Here is a 19,459-nt window from a genome sequence, read left to right as displayed (position 1 = left end):
CGAGGGAAACCCATGAGTTTTGAAGGAAAAATTGCGCTGGTAACCGGTGCAAGCCGCGGTATTGGCCGCGCGATCGCGGAGACCTTAGTGGCCCGTGGTGCGAAAGTTATCGGCACTGCAACCAGCGAAAGCGGTGCGCAGGCGATCAGTGATTATCTGGGCGAAAACGGCAAAGGCTACATGCTGAATGTAACCGATCCAGCTTCTATCGACGCTGTTTTAGGAAATATTCGCGCAGAATTTGGCGAAGTTGACATTCTGGTCAATAATGCCGGTATCACTCGTGATAATCTGTTAATGCGCATGAAAGATGACGAATGGAACGATATCATCGAAACCAATCTGTCATCAGTTTTCCGTCTGTCAAAAGCGGTAATGCGCGCTATGATGAAAAAGCGTCATGGTCGTATTATCACTATTGGTTCCGTGGTTGGTACCATGGGAAATGCTGGTCAGGCAAACTACGCTGCGGCGAAAGCGGGTCTGATTGGCTTCAGTAAATCACTGGCGCGTGAAGTTGCGTCACGTGGTATTACTGTAAACGTTGTTGCTCCGGGCTTTATTGAAACGGACATGACGCGTGCGCTTTCTGATGAACAGCGTGCGGGTATACTGGCGGAAGTTCCAGCGGGTCGTTTAGGCGACGCAAAAGAAATCGCCAGTGCTGTTGCATTTTTAGCCTCTGACGAGGCGGGTTACATCTCTGGTGAGACCCTGCACGTCAATGGCGGAATGTATATGGTTTAACCACGATATAAAACTATTTGCGTTATTTGGGCGAATGCCCGCAAAATAGCGTAAAATCGTGGTATGACCTGCCGGGATTTAGTTGCATCTTTTTCAACATTTTATACACTACGAAAACCATCGCGAAAGCGAGTTTTGATAGGAAATTTAAGAGTATGAGCACTATCGAAGAACGCGTTAAGAAAATTATCGGCGAACAACTGGGCGTTAAGCAGGAAGAAGTTATCAACTCCGCTTCCTTCGTAGAGGACCTGGGTGCTGATTCTCTTGACACTGTTGAGCTGGTAATGGCTCTGGAAGAAGAGTTTGATACTGAGATTCCGGACGAAGAAGCTGAGAAAATCACCACCGTTCAGGCTGCCATTGATTACATCAACGGTCACCAGGCGTAAGTGAACATCTCCAGGCGGTCATTCGACCGCCTGAGTTTTATCTAATTGTCCCACAAGTTTTATTTTTTTCCCTCCCTGGAGGACAAACGTGTCTAAGCGTCGTGTAGTTGTGACCGGACTGGGCATGTTGTCTCCTGTCGGCAATACCGTAGAGTCTACCTGGAAAGCTCTCCTTGCCGGTCAGAGTGGCATCAGCCTAATCGACCATTTCGATACTACCGCCTATGCAACGAAATTTGCTGGCTTAGTAAAGGATTTTAACTGTGACGACATCATTTCGCGCAAAGAACAGCGCAAAATGGATGCCTTCATTCAATATGGAATTGTTGCTGGCCACCAGGCCATGCTGGATTCTGGTCTGGAAGTAACAGAAGAGAATGCAATCCGTATCGGTGCTGCAATTGGCTCGGGTATCGGTGGTCTGGGTCTTATCGAAGAGAACCACTCCTCGTTGGTTAACGGTGGTCCACGTAAGATCAGCCCATTCTTTGTTCCGTCTACTATTGTGAATATGGTGGCAGGTCACCTGACCATTATGTTTGGCCTTCGCGGTCCAAGCATTTCCATTGCTACAGCGTGTACTTCTGGTGTGCATAACATCGGCCAGGCCGCGCGTATGATCGCCTACGGTGATGCAGACGCGATGCTTGCAGGTGGTGCAGAGAAAGCCAGTACTCCGCTGGGCGTGGGTGGCTTTGGTGCTGCGCGTGCACTTTCTACCCGCAACGAAAACCCACAAGCGGCAAGCCGCCCATGGGATAAAGACCGTGATGGTTTTGTACTGGGTGATGGTGCGGGCATGATGGTACTCGAAGAGTACGAACATGCTAAGAAGCGTGGCGCGAAAATCTATGCAGAAGTCGTTGGTTTTGGTATGAGCAGCGATGCTTACCACATGACTTCACCGCCAGAAAACGGTGCTGGTGCTGCACTGGCCATGGAAAACGCACTGCGTGATGCAGGTATTACACCAGCGATGGTAGGTTATGTGAACGCGCATGGCACTTCCACTCCTGCTGGTGATAAAGCTGAAACGCAAGCGGTTAAGACTATTTTCGGGGAAGATGCATACCGCGTTCTGGTAAGCTCAACCAAGTCTATGACCGGTCACCTGTTAGGCGCTGCTGGGGCAGTAGAGTCAATTTACTCCATCCTTGCTTTGCGCGATCAGGCGATTCCACCAACTATCAACCTTGATAACCCTGACGAAGGCTGCGATCTGGACTTTGTTCCGCATGAAGCGCGCCAGGTGAAAGGTATGGAATACACGTTGTGTAACTCCTTCGGATTTGGTGGTACAAACGGTTCTCTGATCTTCAAGAAGATCTAAACCGTCTATATAAAGGGCTCGCGTGCGGGCCCTTTATACCCGTCATACTTCAAGTTGTCTCATTGTTGGCTGCGCTCTCTCGCCCGAATCACTTACTTTAGTAAGCTCATCGGGACTCTTTCACTTGCCGCCGTGATACAACTCGAATTATTTGGGGTATATACATCTCAATTCTCCTCCCTTGCAGCATCTCTTCCGCACTGGCACTCTTAACTCACAAAGCATTGTGGAGTTGATATGTATTTAATCAATGGCGAGCTAACAGACAATTTACCGGCCAACGATCGTGCCGTGCAATTTGGCGATGGTTGTTTTACCACTGCGCGGGTGAGTGCAGGCAACGTTCGTTTTTTGGAACAGCATATTGGCCGTTTACAACAAGGCTGTGAAAAACTCCTGATCCCTTTTGTCGACTGGTCATTGCTGGAAACAGAAATGCAACAACTGGCGGCGGCTGAACAGCAAGCCGTGTTGAAAGTGATGATTACACGCGGCAGCGGTGGGCGCGGTTATAGCGCGGCGAATTGCCTGCAACCGACACGCCTGTTAACCCTGTCTGCATATCCTGATTTTTATACTCAATGGCGCGAACAAGGCATAAGCCTTGCGCTAAGCCCGATCCAACTTGGCATCAATCCACATCTTGCCGGAATTAAACACCTGAATCGACTGGAACAAGTGCTGATTCGTACGCATCTTGAACAGACGCCTGCGCAGGAAGCCCTGGTTCTTGACAGCGATGGGTGGCTTACGGAATGCTGTGCCGCTAATTTATTCTGGCGTAAAGGTTCGCAGGTTTTTACGCCGTATGTAGATAAATCTGGTGTAAATGGCACCATGCGTCAGCATATTATCGCCTGTCTGGCTGATTCATCATGGCAGGTAACCGAGGTACGAGAAAGGCTGGACAGTTTGGGTGCGGCTGACGAAGTGCTGATTTGCAATGCGTTGATGCCCATTATTCCTGTGAACCAGGCTGAATCCTGGCGATTTAATTCTCGAGAGCTTTATCAATTTTTAGCACCACTTTGTGAGTAATCAATTACCAATGAAAAAGATGCTACGTTTCTTTCTGCTGTTGTTAGTGGTGCTGGGTGTAGCGGCAGGCGTTGGCTTATATAAAGTCCGTCAACTCGCCAACAGTCATCTGACTATTCAGCAAGAAACCATATTTACGCTCAAGCCTGGTACGGGTCGCCTGGCACTGGGTAAACAGTTGTATGAAGAAAAATTGCTCAATCGCCCACGCGTATTCCAGTGGTTGCTTAAAGTTGAGCCTGATCTCGCTAATTTTAAAGCGGGGACTTACCGTTTTACCCCGCAAATGACGGTTCGGGATATGCTCAAACTGTTAGCCAGTGGTAAAGAAGCTCAGTTTCCAATTCGATTTGTTGAAGGGACTCGTCTGAGTGACTGGCTAAAACAGCTGCGCGAAGCACCGTTTATCCAGCACACGCTCAAGGACGACAGCTACGCCACCATTGCCGAAGCGTTAAAGCTTGAGCACCCTGAATGGGTTGAAGGCTGGTTCTTCCCCGATACCTGGTTGTACACCGCGAATACCACGGACGTTGCATTGCTAAAACGTGCGCATCAGCGAATGGTGAAAGCTGTACAGGCTGCATGGGATGGCAAAAAAGACGGACTGCCATACAAAACGCAAAACGATTTAGTCACCATGGCCTCGATTATTGAGAAAGAAACCGCCGTGGCGCAGGAACGTGATCAGGTTGCGTCTGTGTTCATTAACCGTTTACGCATCGGCATGCGTTTACAAACCGACCCAACGGTAATTTACGGTATGGGTGAGAGCTATAATGGTAAGCTGTCGCGAAAAGATCTGGAAACGCCGACGGCCTATAATACCTATGTCATTAGCGGCATGCCGCCAGGTCCCATTGCTATTCCAGGTGACGCCTCATTACAAGCCGCTGCTCATCCAGCAAAAACGCCGTATCTCTATTTTGTCGCAGATGGAAAGGGCGGTCATACATTTAATACCAACCTTGCAGGCCACAATCAGGCTGTGCAGGTGTATCTCAAAGCACTGAAGGACAAGAATGGTCAGTAAATTTATCGTCATCGAAGGGCTCGAAGGAGCAGGGAAAACTAACGCGCATAACGTGGTGGTTGCGACCTTAAAAGAGCTGGGGATTACCGAGTTGGTCTTCACTCGTGAACCCGGCGGTACTCCACTTGCGGAAAGATTGCGTGAGTTGACGCTAAACAACAAAGGCATCGGCGATGAAATCGTGACTGATAAAGCTGAAGTGCTGATGTTTTACGCGGCGCGTGTGCAGCTCGTTGAAACGGTTATCAAACCGGCACTGGCGCGTGGCGCGTGGGTCATTGGCGACAGGCATGACCTTTCTACTCAAGCTTATCAGGGGGGCGGTCGTTGTATTGATCAAAAATTACTCATGGCGCTGCGTGATACCGTGCTGGGTGATTTTTATCCTGATCTGACGATTTATCTTGATGTCACGCCGGAAGTTGGCCTCACCCGTGCCCGTGCCCGTGGTGAACTCGACCGAATTGAGCAGGAATCTATCGACTTCTTTAATCGCACTCGTGCCCGTTATCTGGAACTTGCTGCAAGCGACAGCCGCATTCATACCATTAATGCGACACAAACGCTGGATGAGGTTTCGCGAGATGTGAGGAACGCTGTGCTTGAGTGGGCTAAGGGGTTGGTGTAATGAAATGGTATCCATGGCTACGCGCGCCCTTTGAACAAATTCTCAGCCAGTATCAGGCTGGGCGCGGGCACCATGCATTGCTGCTTCATTCATTATCCGGCATGGGTGATGACGCATTAATCTACGCACTCACGCGCTGGTTGATGTGCCAGCAACCACAAGGCACCAAAAGCTGTGGTCAATGCCGCAGTTGCCAGTTGATGCAGGCTGGAACACACCCTGACAGCTACGTGGTCGCACCTGAAAAGGGTAAATCCAGTCTTGGCATCGATGCTATTCGTGAGATAACTGAAAAGCTGTACAGTCACGCCCAACAGGGTGGGGCAAAAGTCGTTTGGCTGGAAGATGCAGGGCTTCTCACTGAAGCGGCGGCGAATGCGCTGCTGAAAACCCTCGAGGAGCCACCCGCGAATACCTGGTTCTTCCTCGGGTGTCGCGAACCGGCGCGTTTACCCGCCACGTTACGCAGCCGTTGTTTGTACTGGTATCTGACACCACCCGATGAAACTTTTGCGCAGGCCTGGCTTGCTCGAGAAATCTCTCTGGACCGTGAGCAAATACGTGCTGCGCTGCGTTTGAGTTCTGGTGCCCCTGCAGGCGCCCTGGCGTTGCTTCAACCTGAGCAGTGGAAACATCGCCAGACGTTGTGCGAAAAACTTAATGAAGCTTGCGCGACCAGGAATATGCTGGGGTTGTTGCCCGCGCTCAACAGTGATGATGCTACCGTTCGCATCCACTGGTTATGCTCTGTGTTGGTGGATGCACTAAAATGGCAGCAAGGCGCAACGCCCTGGCTGACTAATGATGATCAACAAGCATTGGTCGCAAATCTTGCCAATAGCGCAACACCGGCGATACTCCAGGCCATTTTGCACAATTGGTTTGCCTGCCGTGAAGCATTGCTAAGCGTTGTGGGCGTGAATCGTGAATTACTCCTGACTGAACAATTACTCACCTGGGAGCGTTTAATGCAACCCGGTGCAGTCCTTCCTTCCTTCCATCTTTAAGAGTATCTGTATGTTCCTGGTTGACTCACATTGCCATCTTGATGGCCTCGATTATCAATCCCTGCATAAAAGCGTTGATGACGTACTGGAAAAAGCCGCAGCACGCGATGTGAAGTTCTGTCTTGCGGTTGCCACGACGCTCGACGGTTATCGCAATATGCGCCAGCTGGTTGGCGAGCGCCAGAATGTCGCTTATTCGTGTGGTGTGCATCCACTGAATCAGGACGAAGAATATGATGTCGAGGAACTGCGCCGCCTGGCTGCCGATCCCGGCGTTGTGGCGTTAGGGGAAACGGGTCTGGATTATTTCTATACCCCTGAAACCAAACCTCGCCAGCAGGAGTCGTTCCGTCATCACATCCAGATTGGTCGTGAACTTAATAAGCCGGTAATTGTTCATACCCGAGATGCGCGCGCCGATACGCTGTCGATTCTGCATGAAGAGAAAGTGACAGACTGCGGTGGGGTACTACACTGTTTTACAGAAGACAGAGAAACTGCTGGAAAATTGCTCGATATGGGTTTTTACATCTCTTTCTCCGGCATTGTGACCTTCCGCAATGCTGAACAACTCAGGGAAGCGGCGCGTTATGTGCCACTGGACCGCATATTGGTGGAGACAGATTCACCTTACCTTGCGCCAGTGCCACACCGTGGTAAGGAAAACCAACCGGCAATGACGCGCGATGTGGCGGAATATATGGCGGTGCTGAAAGGTGTTTCTCTTGAGGAATTGGCCGTTGTGACGACAAAAAACTTCGCCACTCTGTTCCATATTCCTGCGTCGCGCTTGCAATCCGCCTGATAAACCTAAGTTATTTTAAAGCTCGTAATTAATAAACGAAGCGAGTAAAGTGCACCGCCACAAAAAGGGCGGTGCAGGCCTTTTTTGTTACGTTTAGAAACGCGTTTTGTAAACTTATGAAAGTTTTTCACAGGGCTATTAGAGAAACGTGATAGCCGTCAAACAAACTTTCGCTGATTTATTTTACTCTGCGTAATAAATCAAAAGGCACTTCAGATGCCTGTATATGGACCGGATCTCCCCCCAGTCCGATGCGCATAACGCGTAAAAAAAGCACAAATACTCAGGAGCACTCTCAATTATGTTTAAGAATGCATTTGCAAACCTGCAAAAGGTGGGTAAATCGCTGATGCTGCCAGTATCCGTACTGCCTATCGCAGGTATCCTGCTGGGCGTCGGTTCTGCTAACTTCAGCTGGCTGCCAGCAGTGGTTTCTCATGTTATGGCGGAAGCGGGCGGTTCAGTATTCGCCAACATGCCGCTGATTTTTGCTATCGGTGTTGCATTAGGCTTCACAAATAACGATGGCGTTTCTGCATTAGCCTCTGTAGTTGCATACGGCATCATGGTTAAGACCATGGCGGTCGTTGCGCCATTGGTTCTGCATTTACCTGCTGAAGAGATCGCAGCAAAACACCTGGCGGATACCGGTGTTCTGGGCGGTATCATCTCTGGTGCAATTGCAGCCTACATGTTTAACCGTTTCTACCGCATCAAGCTGCCAGAGTACCTGGGCTTCTTCGCCGGTAAACGTTTCGTACCGATCATTTCTGGTCTGGCTGCGATCTTCATGGGCGTTGTGCTGTCCTTCATCTGGCCTCCAATCGGTACGGCTATTCAGACCTTCTCTCAGTGGGCTGCTTACCAGAACCCGGTTGTGGCATTCGGTATCTACGGTTTCGTAGAACGTTGCCTGGTACCATTTGGTCTGCACCACATCTGGAACGTTCCATTCCAGATGCAGATTGGTGAATACACCAACGCAGCAGGTCAGGTATTCCACGGTGATATCCCACGTTACATGGCAGGTGACCCAACTGCGGGCAAACTGTCTGGTGGCTTCCTGTTCAAAATGTACGGTCTGCCTGCTGCGGCTATCGCAATCTGGCACTCAGCTAAACCTGAGAACCGTGCAAAAGTCGGCGGTATCATGATCTCCGCTGCACTGACCTCGTTCCTGACCGGTATTACCGAGCCAATCGAGTTCTCGTTCATGTTCGTTGCTCCAATCCTGTACATTATCCACGCGGTTCTGGCAGGTCTGGCATTCCCAATCTGTATCCTTCTGGGTATGCGTGACGGGACTTCCTTCTCTCACGGTCTGATTGACTTCATCGTGCTGAGCGGTAACAGCAGCAAACTGTGGCTGTTCCCAATTGTTGGCCTGTGCTACGCGGCGATTTACTACACCGTGTTCCGCGTGCTGATTAAAGCTCTGGACCTGAAAACCCCAGGTCGTGAAGACGCAACTGCTGAAGCTTCTACTACTTCAACAAGCGAAATGGCACCGGCACTGGTTGCAGCTTTCGGCGGTAAAGAAAACATCACTAACCTGGACGCATGTATTACCCGTCTGCGTGTTAGCGTGGCCGACATCTCTAAAGTCGACCAGGCTGGCCTGAAGAAACTGGGTGCGGCAGGTGTAGTAGTAGCTGGTTCAGGTGTTCAGGCAATCTTCGGTACTAAATCCGATAACCTGAAAACTGAAATGGATGAATGGATCCGTAACAGCTAAGAAGTCGTTGGGGAGAACTAAGGGAGGCCATTGGCCTCCCTTTTTTACGTCTATAATTCGCAGGTTAAGGTTGAAAGAGCAGGTGTAACTCGCTCATACTCTTACGCTATGCCGCATAAAGCACGCCACTCATGAAAAAGGTAACGTCATGGCCGAAGAAACAATTTTCAGTAAAATCATTCGCCGCGAGATTCCGGCTGATATCGTTTATCAAGATGAGTTAGTCACTGCATTCCGTGACATTTCACCACAGGCTCCGACCCATATCCTTATTATTCCTAATATCCTGATCCCGACGGTTAATCACGTTACCGCCGAGCATGAACTGGCGTTAGGTCGCATGGTGACTGTAGCTGCAAAAATTGCTGAGGAAGAAGGGATTGCAGAAGACGGCTACCGTCTGATTATGAACTGCAATCGCCACGGTGGGCAGGAAGTTTACCATATCCACATGCACCTGCTGGGTGGCCGTGTACTAGGGCCGATGCTGGCGCATAAAGGATAAGTTGATGAAAACTCGCTCGCTGTTAATGCTACTGGCCATCATTTTTATGGTGGGATGCAGTTCAAAACCAGCCATTCCCGTAAGCGATGGGCAAACGTTGGTGATGGAAGCGTCGGTGCTTGCAGCGGGGATCAGTGCCGAAAAACCAGATATTTCAACTGATAACGGTGCCACTGTTTCGCGCAGCCAACTGTATAATGAACAGTCTAAACCGGTCATCATCAGCTATCGTTTTTATTGGTATGACGTAAAAGGGCTGGAGATTCATCCTCTCGAGCAACCTCGCACGATTACGATACCTGCAAAATCTAGTGTTTCGGTGTCATCAATAGCCAGTTATCCAGACGCACGTAAAGTTCGTCTTTATCTCTCTTTACAAGGGGTGAATTTTGATTAAGGGAATCCATCGTTACCTGGTAATTATCGCTGCGGCGATGATTTTGTCCGGGTGTATTAATCGTGGTGAAGCTCCGGCTCCTGTGGAAGAAGTGAAACCTGTTCCGCAACAGCCAGTTGAGCCGCCACCGACTGTTCCAACGGTGCCGACAGTGCCGACTCAACCTGGCCCAATTGAACAGCCACAACCAACAATTCCTGCCACACCAAAAGTGCGTAGTTACGATTGGGGCAGTGCGATGCAGCCGATGGTCGGCAAAATGTTACAGGCCGATGGCGTGACTGCAGGTGGCGTTCTGCTGGTCGATAGCGTGAACAATCACACCAATGGCTCGCTGCAAACCAGTCAAGCGACAGAAGCGTTGCGCGGTGCGTTGGCGAACAACAGCAAATTCACCCTTGTTTCAGCCCAACAGCTTTCACTGGCAAAACAGCAATTGGGATTATCTCCACAAGATAGTCTCGGCTCTCGTAGTAAAGCGATTGGCATTGCCCGTAATGTTGGCGCGCAATATGTGCTGTACAGCAATGCCAGTGGCAACGTGAATGCACCGACGCTGAAAATGCAGTTGATGCTGGTTCAGACGGGCGAAATTATTTGGTCAGGAAGCGGTGCAGTACAACAAACCCATTAATTCGTCACTGCAACGTGTCATTGAAAAGTATCTTCCGGCGGCTCAGGCCGCCGGTTGCTTTTCACCGCTGGAGGGATTGAGCGGTGGGAGTGTCTATTTTTCAATTGGAACGCGGGAGTATGTTGCGCGACAACAGCTTGAAACGTCGATGCCGGGTGTTTCGCTTGCACGGCAATATCGCGCGCTAACTCGGATTTCTCGGGGAATCGGGTCACGCCCTGTTTGCCTGGCTGAAGGGTGGTTAATCGTCGAATGGTTGAACGGCGAAGTAAAATCGGAGCTGCCCTCACTGCATTCACTCACTTCCTTGTTGTATGATTTGCACCATCAACCCTGTTTCGGCTGGCGAATCAATCTGTTGCCGTTACTTGAGCGCTATTGGCAAATGGCTGCCCGGGAGCGAAGGAGTTTGGCCTGGCTGCGGTTGCTTAAAAAGATGAAAAAACAGGGCGAGCCTAAACCGCTGCGTCTTGCTGCGCTGCACATGGACATTCATGCCGGTAATCTGGTGTATCAGGAACAAAGTATCCAACTCATCGACTGGGAGTATGCCGGCGATGGGGACGTGGCGCTGGAGCTTGCGGCCATCGTTACGGGCAATAATATTGATAGCGAGTCTTTGATTCGCACTTACGCGCAAATGAGCCATATTCAGGTAGATGAATTAAGCCGACAGGTCAGGCGCTGGCGGCCGTGGGTTATCCTGCTGATGGCATCATGGTATGAATGTCGTTGGCAACAAACTCAAGACAGAACATTTTTAACCCTTGCTGACGAAGCGTGGTGCCGTCTGCAAAGGAATGATTAATTAAGAGAGGTAGATGTGGGCCCGGTAATGTTGGATGTGGCAGGCTTTGAGCTGGATGCCGAAGAACGTGAAATTCTCAAGCACCCACTGGTCGGTGGGCTGATTCTGTTTACCCGCAACTATCACGATCCTGAGCAGTTACGTGAACTGGTGCGCCAAATCCGTGAGGCTTCTCGCCATCGTCTGGTGGTTGCCGTTGACCAGGAAGGTGGGCGCGTTCAACGTTTTCGTGAAGGGTTTACCCGTTTACCGGCAGCACAATCTTTTGCCGCGATACACGGTCTGGAGCTGGGCGGCGAACTGGCCAGGGAAGCGGGTTGGTTGATGGCAAGTGAAATGATTGCCATGGATATCGACATCAGCTTTGCACCCGTGCTGGATGTTGGCCATATCAGTGCCGCCATCGGTGAGCGTTCCTACCATGAAGATCCGCATAAAGCGCTGGCGATGGCCTCCTGTTTTATTGATGGAATGCACGCGGCTGGCATGAAAACGACGGGTAAACACTTCCCGGGGCATGGCGCGGTAACTGCGGATTCACATAAAGAAACGCCTCGCGATCCCCGTGCGCAGGCGCTTATTCGTGAACACGACATGCAGATTTTCCGCCGTTTAATTACTGAGAATAAACTCGATGCAATTATGCCGGCGCATGTTATCTATACCGATGTAGATCCGCTTCCAGCCAGTGGTTCTCCGCACTGGCTGAAAACGGTTTTGCGTGGGGAACTCGGCTTTAATGGCGTTATCTTCTCTGACGATTTATCGATGGAAGGTGCGGCGATTATGGGGAGCTACGCTGAACGCGGGCAGGCGTCGCTGGATGCAGGTTGCGATATGATCCTGGTCTGCAATAATCGTAATGGCGCGGTCAGCGTGTTAGATAACCTGTCTCCGGTCAAAGCAGAGCGTGTTACAGGTTTGTATCATAAAGGTTCATTTACCCGCCAGGAGCTGATGTCGACAGCGCGTTGGAAAGCAGCAAACCAGCAACTTGAGGCGCTGCATGAACAGTGGCAAGCCCTCAAGGCGGGTCTTTAACTCATCAGGCCAAACGGCCTGAATTCGTGTGGTGAGGATGCAATGATTATCTATTTACACGGTTTCGACTCTAATAGTCCTGGTAACCATGAAAAGGTGCTGCAACTCCAGTTTATCGATCCGGACGTACGGCTTATCAGTTACAGCACGCTGCATCCGAAACACGATATGCAGCATCTACTCAAAGAAGTCGACAAGATGCTGCAACTGAGTGCCGATGAACGACCACTGATTTGCGGTGTTGGGCTTGGAGGCTTCTGGGCTGAGCGTATCGGTTTCTTGTGTGATATTCGCCAGGTCATCTTTAACCCGAATTTGTTCCCACAAGAGAACATGGAAGGGAAAATCGATCGTCCTGAGGAATACACCGATATTGCGACCAAGTGTGTGCAAAATTTCCGCGAGAAAAATCGCGATCGTTGCTTGGCGATTTTGTCCCGAAATGATGAGTCGCTGGATAATGTGCGTGCCGCCGCATTGCTGCATCATTACTATGAGATTGTGTGGGATCAGGAACAGACCCATAAATTCAAAAATATCTCACCGCACTTGCAGCGGATAAAAGCGTTCAAAACGCTGGGTTAAACCGGTGTATTAAGTACCAAAAACCAAAGGGTCAGCCATGTGCTGGCCCTTTTTGTTTATCTTTTCGGCATAAAAATTTGATGCACATCAATTTTGGTATGACCAATACACCATCCATGTTATTCTTTGGTCATATTAGTGAGTTTGTTTAGCTAACTTGTTGTTAATTAAATGCTATTTACATAACCTTTAATTAACAATTGGTTAATATTTTAAGGGGGTCACTTTGACTACACCATTAAGAAAAATTGTCATTGTCGGTGGTGGTGCTGGCGGACTTGAACTGGCTACTCAGTTAGGTAAAAAACTGGGCCGTGGTAAAAAAGCAAAAGTTACGCTTATCGATCGTAACCATAGCCATTTATGGAAACCGCTGTTGCACGAAGTGGCAACCGGCTCGCTGGATGAAGGTGTGGATGCACTGAGCTACCTGGCGCACGCACGTAATCATCACTTCCAGTTCCAGCTCGGTTCAGTGGTCGATATTAACCGTGAAAGCAAAACCCTGACACTTGCAGAATTGCGTGATGATAAAGGCGAGCTGCTGGTCCCTGAACGTAAAATTCCTTATGACACGCTGGTGATGGCGCTGGGCAGTACCTCCAACGACTTCAATACCCCAGGCGTTAAAGACAATTGTATCTTCCTGGATAACCCGCATCAGGCGCGTCGATTCCATTCCGAAATGCTGAATCTGTTCCTTAAGTATTCTGCAAACCTGGGGGCCAGCGGCAAAGTTAACATCGCGATCGTAGGCGGCGGGGCGACGGGTGTTGAGCTGTCTGCTGAGTTGCACAACGCAGTGAAACAGCTACACAGCTATGGCTATAAAGGTCTGACTAACGAAGCGTTAAACGTCACGTTGGTTGAGGCGGGCGAACGTATTTTACCTGCATTGCCACCGCGTATTTCTGCTGCGGCACACAGCGAGTTAACTAAATTGGGCGTGCGTGTTCTTACCCAGACTATGGTGACTTCTGCTGATGCGGGTGGTCTGAATACCAAAGACGGAGAATACATTGCTGCAGACCTGATGGTTTGGGCGGCAGGGATTAAAGCGCCAGATTTCATGAAAGATATTGGTGGACTTGAAACTAACCGTATCAATCAACTGGTGACTGAGCCAACGCTGCAAACCACGCGCGATCCTGATATCTACGCAATTGGTGATTGCGCTTCATGTGCGCGTCCTGAAGGTGGTTTTGTGCCACCACGTGCGCAAGCTGCGCACCAGATGGCATCGCTGGTGCTGGACAATATTCTCGCGCAGATGAAAGATAAGCCGCTTAAAGCCTATATCTATAAAGATCACGGTTCGCTGGTCTCGCTGTCTAAATTCTCCACCGTTGGTAGCCTGATGGGTAACCTGATGCGCGGATCAATGATGGTCGAAGGGCGTATGGCGCGTTTTGTTTATATCTCGCTGTACCGTATGCACCAGGTTGCACTCCACGGTTACTTTAAAACCGGCCTGATGATGCTGGTGGGCAGCATTAACCGTGTGATTCGTCCACGTTTAAAACTGCACTAATTAGCATTCAGCATGAAAGACAAACCCGGCTCTGGCCGGGTTTTTTGTTATGCCAGTGCAGCATAAAATTTCACAAATGTGTTTACCACGCTTAGGAATTCTCTCAAACACCTGTTTTCACCGAACGATTCCGCACTTTTCATCCTTTGTCTGATTTGTCTAATCCCGCTTGTGGTTGCAAAATTGTTAGCAATAGCAACGTCAGGAGGATGTCCTGTGAATAAATCAATGTTAGCGGGTATAGGTATCGGCGTGGCCGCAGCACTGGGTGTGGCGGCGGTTGCCAGCATGAACGTTTTTGAGCCTGGACCGAAGTATGCGCAGGTCGTGTCAGCGACACCTATCAAGGAAACAGTAAAAACGCCGCGTAAGGAGTGCCAGAACGTCACGGTTACTCATCGTCGCCCGGTACAGGATGAGAATCGAATTATCGGTTCAGCGCTGGGTGCAGTAGCTGGTGGGGTGATTGGCCATCAGTTTGGTGGTGGACGCGGTAAAGACGTTGCCACGGTAGTGGGAGCATTGGGCGGTGGTTACGCAGGTAACCAGGTTCAGGGCAACATGCAAGACCGTGACACTTACACCACCACAGAGCAGAAATGCAAAACGGTTTACGACAAATCAGAGAAAATGCTCGGTTATGATGTCACGTACCGTATTGGCGATCAGCAGGGTAAAATCCGCATGGATAAAAGCCCTGGTGAGCAAATCCCTCTGGATAATAACGGCCAGTTAGTTCTGAATAAAATTTAACGAATACCACCAAAAGCCCATCCAGAAAGATGGGCTTTTGGTTTTAATGCTTACCACGCAGCTGCTGTTGCAGCTTCAGTAGTGCGGTCACTTCTGTTAATCGCCGTTGCGTATAAGCCGGGACCTCGTCAGGCGTGCGCAGAAACACTCTGTTCTCGCCAAATACCACATCATTCAAACAGCGATCATAAAGCGGCCCGGCAATAAGTTTGCGCTCAGTGCTGACGTCAGTCATTAGCTCAACCACTTCATTCGCACCTTCTCGATCGATATTGATGATTCGCCCGTCATGAAGATAAATGCGCATCCCCTTTTGCCCGCCTGCGGGCCCGGCATATTTGTTGAGATGCAGGGTAAACGGGATATCGCTTATTGTGCCGGTGAGCAGTGCTTCACCTTCAGCAGTCGTGACATCGCCTGATGCTATCGCATTTCCCAGCCGATCATGGGCGTAATTGAGTTTAATCGTTAGCCTGTCATTCCCGCCGACCTGGTGAACGGTTTCGCGCATCATGGCGAGAACGTGAGTCCCAATGTCGACAATCACGCCGTCAGGATGACGCAACAGGCGGGTATCCGCTTCCCCGGTGGCGAAGTTCAGCGCGATAGGCTCCCCTGCTGCGTTAAATCCGCTTGGTTCACGTAAGAAACCTTCAATCCGGCTTATTTCATTGATGTTGCGAATGTAATCGCAGGCTTGAGTGCGAACCATCCAGTGATCTAACGCCAGAACACGAGCAGCAATGTGCGGCTCTTTAAGTAATGTTTCGAGCTTCTCGAGTTGTGCAAGCGTGGCAGCAACGGGCTTTTCAACCACAATCGCCGGGACCTCGCTTTGCAGTACCCGCTCAAGTACCGGTAAATGATGGAGTGAGGAAGTTGTGATTAGCACGACATCAAGTGGCAATGCCAGCAACGCATCCAGAGAATCACAGCGGCTGATACCGTCTGGTTGTCGAGTGGCGTCGGCGTCGTAACCATACAGTTCGAGAGCAGGAGGGGAGATGCGGTGTAACGCCGGAAGATACGCGGTTTCGATGACCGAACCTAAACCTATAATGCCTGCCAACATAGTAAATTATTAACCGTGTGAATAATTAGAGTCCCTATGTTTTAAATGACTATTGTGATTTGGTCGAGCACGGATTTGTCCCTGAGTGTAAAAAGCAGGCGGTTTTTTATCCGCCTGCCGTGATTTTCTTAGAACAGCAGCGAGTAGTTCACACCGTAAGTGCGTCCACGGCCTTTATACTCATACAGCGATGGGCTGCCGTAAGTTGGGCTGTACAGCAACGGTGCGCGCTGCCCCCACACGGTGGTGTAATCTTTATCCAGCAAATTTTCGATGCTGAAGCTGAGTTTGCCCACTGGCAATGCATAGCTACCAATAAAGTCGATGGTGTTGTAGCCATTGATCTTATTATCGCTAGCATCGGTCAAATCAAACGTCTGCTGGCTTTGAACTCGCAGGCTCCACGGATCGGGTGCCCAGCCAACGTATGCGGTGGCTTTCGACGGGCTTGCGTAAATCACATCCCATTTCTGCCATTTTCCGTCAACTTTGGTTTCAGATTTCAGCACGTTGAAGTTGACACCGGTGCTCCAGTTTGAATCTGGAATGAAGTAATCCACTGCGCCTTCAACCCCGTAAATACGACGCTTATCATCCTGAACATTGATTGTCATATCTGCACGGTTGATGGCGATAGACTTATCGGACAACGAGTAGTACGCCGCAATCTGGCTGCGCAGGCTATCACCGGTATAACGCCAGCCTAACTCGTAAGAATCGACCTTGATCCCCTGGAGTTTAGACTGCCCAACGTTAACGCTATTAAGGAGTTGGTAATGGCCGTTAACCAGACGGTAAGTGCCGTTGCCGTAGTATTTGCCTGGGTCTGGTAGTTCAACACCTTGCGAGAAGTTGAACCACGTTTGTTGGCGCTCGGTGATGTGCATCAACAGGCCAGCATTGAACAACGCATTGTCATAATCGGTGCTACCGCCAGGAATAGCATCGGCAGAATTTGCGATACCGTTTGCAATGCCTTGTTGCTGAGTAAACCCAACAAAGTCATCAACTTTATTCTCAGTCCACTGGTAGCGCACGCCGCCGCTGACGGTAAACAAGTCGTTGATGTCATAGCTGGTTTGCAAGAATGGGGCGAGGTTAGTGATGGTGTAGCCCGGGTAGCGACCGGTGGTATAAATACTTTGGTTATTCAGGCCACCCGAGGCATTTGCTTTCGCCAAATCAAAGAACATCTGGTTCGACGTAAAGCTCTCGTGATCGGCGTCCACACCATAAGTAATCTGCCAGCCGTCTAGCGGTTGGCTGGTCAGTGCCAGTTTCGCACCGTACTGATCGGTATCCTGCTGAGATGCAGAGAAACTGGTGACCTTATTACGCGTCAGGGTAGGGAACGGATAGAACGTCAGGGATTCATCACGATAATAAATCTGCCCAACCAGCTCCTGGCCGAGGAAATCGCTGTTGGAATATTGCAGGCTAATGAGATGGCGCTCGGTGCCAGGAATGCGGTCTGAATTAAGCTCATCACTGACATACGCTTTGCCGTTGCCCGTCACCGCAGAAAAATTCTGCCCCAAATTCAGGCCGTAATCATCATCACCCTGGCTTTTGTAATACTGCGTAACCAACTGAAGCTGCTGGGTTTCATCAATATTTAACGTACCCGTTCCCATAACATCCAGACGGTCGGAATACTGTAAACCTGTCTGCGTATTATCGAGCAGGGTCTGGTCGCCATTGCCGTCATACCAACCGCCAAACTTTTGATAAGCCACCGAAAGACGCCCGGAAGCATGGTCGTTACCACCAGAAATGGCACCGGCAACGCGCTCATCGTGATCTTTGTTGCTGTTAAAACCTGATTTAAGACCCGTTTCAAATTCCATCTGGGTTTCAGGTTGGCCTTTTTTGGTCACGATGTTAATCAGACCACCCGTACTCCCGCCACCATACAGGGACGTCGCGCCGGAGATGACTTCAATATGCTCGATATTGAACGGGTCAATAGAATCTAGCTGGCGGCTATCGGTTCGGGATGAGTTCAGGCGTACACCATCCACTAATACGACGATAGAACGGCCACGCATGTTCATGCCGTAGTTGGTACGGCTTTGGCTACCAACATCAAGGCCCGGGATAAGCTGTGCAAGGGCATCTTTCAGCTCCTTACCACCCTGGATTTGCTGTTCAAGATCAGCGCCTTCGATAACCCAGGTGGTCTGTGCCATTTCTGCCACCGTGCGGTGCATACGGTTTGCAGAAACCAAAATATCTTCTTCGGATGTTTGCTGCGCGAAAGCCGGAGCCATCATCGCCAGGAGCAACGGGTTAAGCACCCAGCGCGCGTTTTTATGCATCATCATCATTCCTTGGATGGGAAATAATTAACATTTAAAAATGTTTTGAAATATGAACGAGCAGAATTTTGCCGATAACGGTTCTCATTATCAATATCAATTGATAGTATTTCTCAAATTAATCTTATGAATAATCACATTATTTCTGTGGTTTACTTTTTTGAGTGTAAGCCGTGAACGGCAAAGGAGTCGAAATGTCTGGGGTGCAAGGCTATCGATTGTTTGATGTGCAGCTAGTGAATAAATCGCAAGTTTCACCTTCACTGCTGAGCCTGGTTTTTGGCGGACCAGACGTCGCCAAAATGAAATGTGATTCGCCGGACCAGCGGATCAAAATGTTATTTCCGTCAGAAGATGGTTCACTCCCGGCCTTACCAGAACAGGCGCAGTGGTATCAGTTACTGCAAGAATTGCCCAAAGAGAAGCGGCCAATTGTGCGCACCTATACTTTGCGCCATGTTGACCGCGAGCGTCAGGAAGTGACGGTTGAATTTGTCAGTCACGGTACGGAAGGCCCGGCATCCGCGTGGGCTATTGCGTCGACGCCTGGGGATAAAATCCAAATCGTTGCCCCAAATGCGGATTACCCGCAAGACAGCGGCGGTTACGAATGGACGCCGCCTGCGGGCTTGCGTCAGGCGTTAATTATTGCCGATGAAACCGCACTGCCAGCGGCGCGAGGTATTCTTGAACTGCTGGCAACGCAGCAAAATCCGCCGCAAATCCAGGCGTTTTTTGAAGTGCCAGAACAGGGTGATTGTGTTGATTTAAGCGAATTTAGCTTCGCCAGTATTCACTGGTTGCCTCGTAATCCCTCTAAAGCCAGCCACGGAGAGTGTTTGCTAAAAGCGGTCCGAGCTGAGGCGCAAGTACCTAAAACGGCTGGAGTTGTTGAAGCGATCAACGAAGAAGCGGAAGGTGAATTGCTGTGGGACAAAGCCACTACTGGCAGCACTGCGTTTTACGGTTGGGTTGCAGGGGAATCGACGGTCGTGAAAATGCTGCGGCGCTATTTGATAGGTGAATGTGGCGTTAACCACGACGCTATCAACTTTATGGCTTACTGGAGTAAAGGGCGGCAAAAGTAAAAGCAGACCTCT

Annotated in this window: 20 protein-coding genes; 18 read left to right on the top strand and 2 right to left on the bottom strand. The window is 50.0% G+C overall.

Annotation, left to right across the window (positions count from 1 at the left end; genetic code table 11):
- Nucleotides 1-12 precede the first annotated feature (12 nt).
- The 17 genes from fabG (at nt 13) to BSPA111_RS14735 (ending at nt 14,969) form a co-directional block, all read left to right on the top strand.
- A complete protein-coding gene (gene fabG / locus BSPA111_RS14815; protein WP_183271904.1) occupies nt 13-747 on the top strand; it encodes a 3-oxoacyl-ACP reductase FabG in 735 nt (244 codons plus the stop codon).
- A gap of 155 nt (nt 748-902) precedes the next feature.
- Nucleotides 903-1,139 (top strand): acyl carrier protein, encoded by a 237-nt coding sequence (acpP, locus tag BSPA111_RS14810; protein WP_034456161.1) that lies wholly within the window; start codon nt 903-905, stop codon nt 1,137-1,139.
- An 88-nt stretch (nt 1,140-1,227) separates the two neighbouring features.
- Nucleotides 1,228-2,469 carry a beta-ketoacyl-ACP synthase II gene (gene fabF, locus BSPA111_RS14805; protein WP_183271903.1) on the top strand — a complete coding sequence of 414 codons (1,242 nt, stop codon included), beginning with the start codon at nt 1,228-1,230 and terminating at the stop codon, nt 2,467-2,469.
- A 237-nt stretch (nt 2,470-2,706) separates the two neighbouring features.
- Nucleotides 2,707-3,507 (top strand): aminodeoxychorismate lyase, encoded by an 801-nt coding sequence (pabC, locus tag BSPA111_RS14800; protein WP_183271902.1) that lies wholly within the window; start codon nt 2,707-2,709, stop codon nt 3,505-3,507.
- A 10-nt stretch (nt 3,508-3,517) separates the two neighbouring features.
- Nucleotides 3,518-4,540, top strand: a complete 1,023-nt coding sequence (yceG, locus tag BSPA111_RS14795; RefSeq protein ID WP_183271901.1) for a cell division protein YceG — start codon at nt 3,518-3,520, stop codon at nt 4,538-4,540.
- A complete protein-coding gene (gene tmk, locus BSPA111_RS14790; protein ID WP_183271900.1) occupies nt 4,530-5,168 on the top strand; it encodes a dTMP kinase in 639 nt (212 codons plus the stop codon). Before yceG ends, tmk begins: the two co-directional genes overlap by 11 nt.
- Nucleotides 5,168-6,175 (top strand): DNA polymerase III subunit delta', encoded by a 1,008-nt coding sequence (gene holB, locus BSPA111_RS14785; protein WP_183271899.1) that lies wholly within the window; start codon nt 5,168-5,170, stop codon nt 6,173-6,175. Before tmk ends, holB begins: the two co-directional genes overlap by 1 nt.
- 10 nt (nt 6,176-6,185) lie before the next feature.
- Entirely contained in the window at nt 6,186-6,980 is a 795-nt protein-coding gene (locus tag BSPA111_RS14780) for a metal-dependent hydrolase (protein WP_183271898.1), read from the top strand.
- Nucleotides 6,981-7,281: 301 nt separating this feature from the next.
- Nucleotides 7,282-8,715 carry a PTS glucose transporter subunit IIBC gene (gene ptsG, locus BSPA111_RS14775; protein WP_183271897.1) on the top strand — a complete coding sequence of 478 codons (1,434 nt, stop codon included), beginning with the start codon at nt 7,282-7,284 and terminating at the stop codon, nt 8,713-8,715.
- Nucleotides 8,716-8,863: 148 nt separating this feature from the next.
- Complete coding sequence (gene hinT, locus BSPA111_RS14770) at nt 8,864-9,220, top strand: purine nucleoside phosphoramidase (RefSeq protein ID WP_183271896.1); 357 nt, start codon at nt 8,864-8,866, stop codon at nt 9,218-9,220.
- A gap of 4 nt (nt 9,221-9,224) precedes the next feature.
- Nucleotides 9,225-9,617 carry a YcfL family protein gene (locus BSPA111_RS14765; protein WP_183271895.1) on the top strand — a complete coding sequence of 131 codons (393 nt, stop codon included), beginning with the start codon at nt 9,225-9,227 and terminating at the stop codon, nt 9,615-9,617.
- A 37-nt stretch (nt 9,618-9,654) separates the two neighbouring features.
- Nucleotides 9,655-10,251, top strand: coding sequence for a penicillin-binding protein activator LpoB (gene lpoB, locus BSPA111_RS14760; protein WP_255459290.1), 597 nt, complete (start codon nt 9,655-9,657; stop codon nt 10,249-10,251).
- Complete coding sequence (gene thiK / locus BSPA111_RS14755; protein WP_183271893.1) at nt 10,229-11,059, top strand: thiamine kinase; 831 nt, start codon at nt 10,229-10,231, stop codon at nt 11,057-11,059. Before lpoB ends, thiK begins: the two co-directional genes overlap by 23 nt.
- A gap of 15 nt (nt 11,060-11,074) precedes the next feature.
- Nucleotides 11,075-12,100 carry a beta-N-acetylhexosaminidase gene (nagZ, locus tag BSPA111_RS14750; protein ID WP_183271892.1) on the top strand — a complete coding sequence of 342 codons (1,026 nt, stop codon included), beginning with the start codon at nt 11,075-11,077 and terminating at the stop codon, nt 12,098-12,100.
- Between the two features lie 42 nt (nt 12,101-12,142).
- A complete protein-coding gene (gene ycfP, locus BSPA111_RS14745) occupies nt 12,143-12,685 on the top strand; it encodes an alpha/beta hydrolase YcfP (RefSeq protein ID WP_183271891.1) in 543 nt (180 codons plus the stop codon).
- 226 nt (nt 12,686-12,911) lie between these two features.
- Nucleotides 12,912-14,216 (top strand): NAD(P)/FAD-dependent oxidoreductase, encoded by a 1,305-nt coding sequence (locus BSPA111_RS14740; protein WP_183271890.1) that lies wholly within the window; start codon nt 12,912-12,914, stop codon nt 14,214-14,216.
- A gap of 216 nt (nt 14,217-14,432) precedes the next feature.
- On the top strand, nt 14,433-14,969 hold the full coding sequence (locus BSPA111_RS14735; RefSeq protein ID WP_183271889.1) for a glycine zipper 2TM domain-containing protein: 537 nt from the start codon (nt 14,433-14,435) through the stop codon (nt 14,967-14,969).
- 43 nt (nt 14,970-15,012) lie between these two features.
- Here the strand turns inward: BSPA111_RS14735 and BSPA111_RS14730 are convergent, their stop codons facing one another.
- Nucleotides 15,013-16,041, bottom strand: coding sequence for a Gfo/Idh/MocA family oxidoreductase (locus BSPA111_RS14730; RefSeq protein ID WP_183271888.1), 1,029 nt, complete (start codon nt 16,039-16,041; stop codon nt 15,013-15,015).
- Nucleotides 16,042-16,169: 128 nt separating this feature from the next.
- Nucleotides 16,170-18,359: a ferric aerobactin receptor IutA gene (gene iutA / locus BSPA111_RS14725; protein ID WP_183271992.1), complete on the bottom strand. Its 2,190-nt coding sequence runs from the start codon at nt 18,357-18,359 to the stop codon at nt 16,170-16,172.
- A gap of 194 nt (nt 18,360-18,553) precedes the next feature.
- Here iutA and BSPA111_RS14720 point away from each other — a divergent pair, with 194 nt between their 5' ends.
- Nucleotides 18,554-19,447, top strand: coding sequence for a siderophore-interacting protein (locus BSPA111_RS14720; RefSeq protein WP_183271887.1), 894 nt, complete (start codon nt 18,554-18,556; stop codon nt 19,445-19,447).
- Nucleotides 19,448-19,459: the final 12 nt, after the last annotated feature.

Source organism: Buttiauxella sp. A111 (assembly GCF_014189855.1).
Taxonomy (GTDB): Bacteria; Pseudomonadota; Gammaproteobacteria; order Enterobacterales; family Enterobacteriaceae; genus Buttiauxella; species Buttiauxella selenatireducens.
Note: the sequence above shows the minus strand (reverse complement) of the source record. Positions and strands in the feature narration are given on the sequence as shown.